Here is a 2,488-nt window from a genome sequence, read left to right as displayed (position 1 = left end):
GTATCCTTATACGGGTCACCAACAGTGTCACCTGTAACAGCAGCCTTATGGGCATCGCTCTTCTTTCCACCATGGGCTCCCTCTTCGATATACTTCTTTGCATTATCCCATGCACCGCCTCCACTCGTCATGGAGATTGCTAAGAAGAGACCTGTAATTATAACACCAATCAGCATAGCTCCAAGGGCCTCTTTCCCGAGGATGAAACCTACAAGGATCGGCGAAGCTACTGGAAGCAAGGACGGGATAATCATCTCCCTAATAGCTCCTTTCGTAACAATGTCAACACATTGACCATATTGTGGTTTAGCCGTCCCTTCCATAATCCCTGTGATTTCACGGAACTGGCGCCTTACCTCTTCTACAACACCACCTGCTGCCTTGCCTACCGCCAACATCAGCCTTGAACCGAAGTAGAATGGAAGTAGCCCACCTATAAATAAGCCCGCCAGAACGAGGGGATTTGAAAGCTCAAAAGAGAGCTTCCCAATCCCAAATGGCTCAAAGGCACGAGAGTATTCAGCAAATAGAACCAGCGCGCAGAGTCCTGCCGAAGCTATAGCATATCCCTTTGTTACTGCCTTTGTTGTATTTCCCACAGCGTCCAGTGGATCAAGAACAGTCCCGCGAACCTTCTCGTCCATCTGTGACATCTCGGCAATACCAGCAGCATTATCTGTAATTGGTCCGTAAGAATCAATAGCGACTATGATACCGGTCATTGAGAGCATAGAGGCAGCAGCCAGACCTATAGCAAAGAGACCAACATCTACTTCACCCCTGAATCCGCCACCTAAGGCAAAGGATGCAAGGATGGCGCCCACGACAACCAGAGCAGGTGGCATAGTTGACCTCATGCTGACGGAGAGACCGGCAATAATATTAGTGGCATGACCAGTTCTGCTGGCGTCTGCAATCATTCTTACGGGGCTAAAGCCCTTAGAGGTAAAGTATTCTGTGATTATCATCATAAGCCCTGTAGCCAGTAGGCCAACACCGGCTGTTAAAAGCACATTCCACGGCGTGAATGCTAAGGCATCCTTTGAACTTGGCACAAATTTTCCTATAAACCAAACCGAGACGAAGTAGAATGCGATCGCAGCTATTATACCTGATGCAGCCAACCCTTTGTAGAGTGCACCCATTATATACTGCTTTGCGCCTAATCTTACAAAGAAGGTCCCCGCTATAGAGGCCAAAATAGAGACTCCACCTAAAAGCAACGGGAAGAATGCCCACGCGCTCTCCGCACCAAAGACAGTCTTACCGAGTAGCATTGCAGCCACTATTGTGACTATATAGGTCTCATAGAGGTCTGCAGCCATGCCTGCGCAGTCTCCTACATTGTCACCAACCTGGTCAGCTATAACAGCGGGGTTTCTCGGGTCATCCTCAGGTATACCTGCCTCGACCTTTCCAACAAGGTCAGCACCAACATCAGCAGCCTTTGTATAGATGCCACCTGCAATACGAGCAAACACGCTCATAAGTGAGCAACCAAATCCCAGACCGACAAGGGCATAAAAGGCTTGATGGGGGTCAATAGCCTTGGCAATGGAATAATAGACTGCAATGCTCAGGAGTGCTAACCCCACAACTAAGAGACCTGCTACAGAACCACCTCGAAAGGCTAATCTAAGGGCGTTTCTTAAACTGGTATAGGCAGCCTGTGAAGTCCTGAGATTACCCCTCACAGTGATCATCATTCCCACATAGCCTGCTGTTGCAGATCCCGTAGCACCAAGGAGGAATCCAAAGGCTGCAAGCCAGCTCAGAAATATCCCTATCAGCACGAATATGACAGCACCAACAAGGGCGACTGTCCTGTACTCACGGCTGAGAAATGCCTTGGCACCTTCCTGGACAGCAGCAGCAATCTCCTGCATCCGGGGAGTTCCCTTTTCTTGCTTAACTACCCAGAGCGAAGTCAGTATCCCGTAGAGGATACCTATTACCCCACAAATACCAGCGAATATTAAGATACTTTGTTCCATCCTTAACCTCCTTTTAGTCCTGAAATATCCTTCAATTAGTAAAATAAGTCAAATTCATAATTTTCATTTATTATATAACGATTAGTTATAAAACATTGGCCACTTCGATTCAATCCGTGTTATTTAGATTGAACTTCTACCTCTCTATCCGAATGCTTTGCATAAACCATCGCTGTCGTCCTGTAAGCGAGATGGGCAAATTTAGAATATGGAGCATAGAGAAAAAGAAAGAAAACAGATACAAGATGTGTGAAATAAACAGGATATGCTAAGACTGAAATATCAGCCAATCTCAAGAACTGGGAAAGCATTCCTGTTACAGCCACCACAGCTACAACGGTTATGAAAAGCCAGTCAAAGTAACTTCCAATATCTGCCTTTTCTTTGTTCTTAAACCTATTCGTAACAACAAGAGTAATACCGAGAAGAAGCAATATCCCACTGAAATTGCCCAGCATCTTCAATGGGTCTGTCAGGGGATAAGGTGATTCCCA

Annotated in this window: 2 protein-coding genes; both read right to left on the bottom strand. The window is 46.5% G+C overall.

Annotated elements, in window-relative coordinates:
* The coding region (locus AB1488_11715) for a sodium-translocating pyrophosphatase (protein MEW6410751.1) at positions 1 to 1,994 on the bottom strand (1,994 nt) is incomplete at its 3' end.
* Positions 1,995 to 2,113: 119 nt separating this feature from the next.
* On the bottom strand, positions 2,114 to 2,488 hold a 375-nt coding region (locus AB1488_11710), incomplete at its 5' end, for a heterodisulfide reductase subunit E (GenBank protein ID MEW6410750.1).

Source organism: Nitrospirota bacterium, assembly GCA_040756155.1.
Classification (GTDB): domain Bacteria; phylum Nitrospirota; class Thermodesulfovibrionia; order JACRGW01; family JBFLZU01; genus JBFLZU01.
This window is presented reverse-complemented; position numbering and strand designations above follow the sequence as displayed.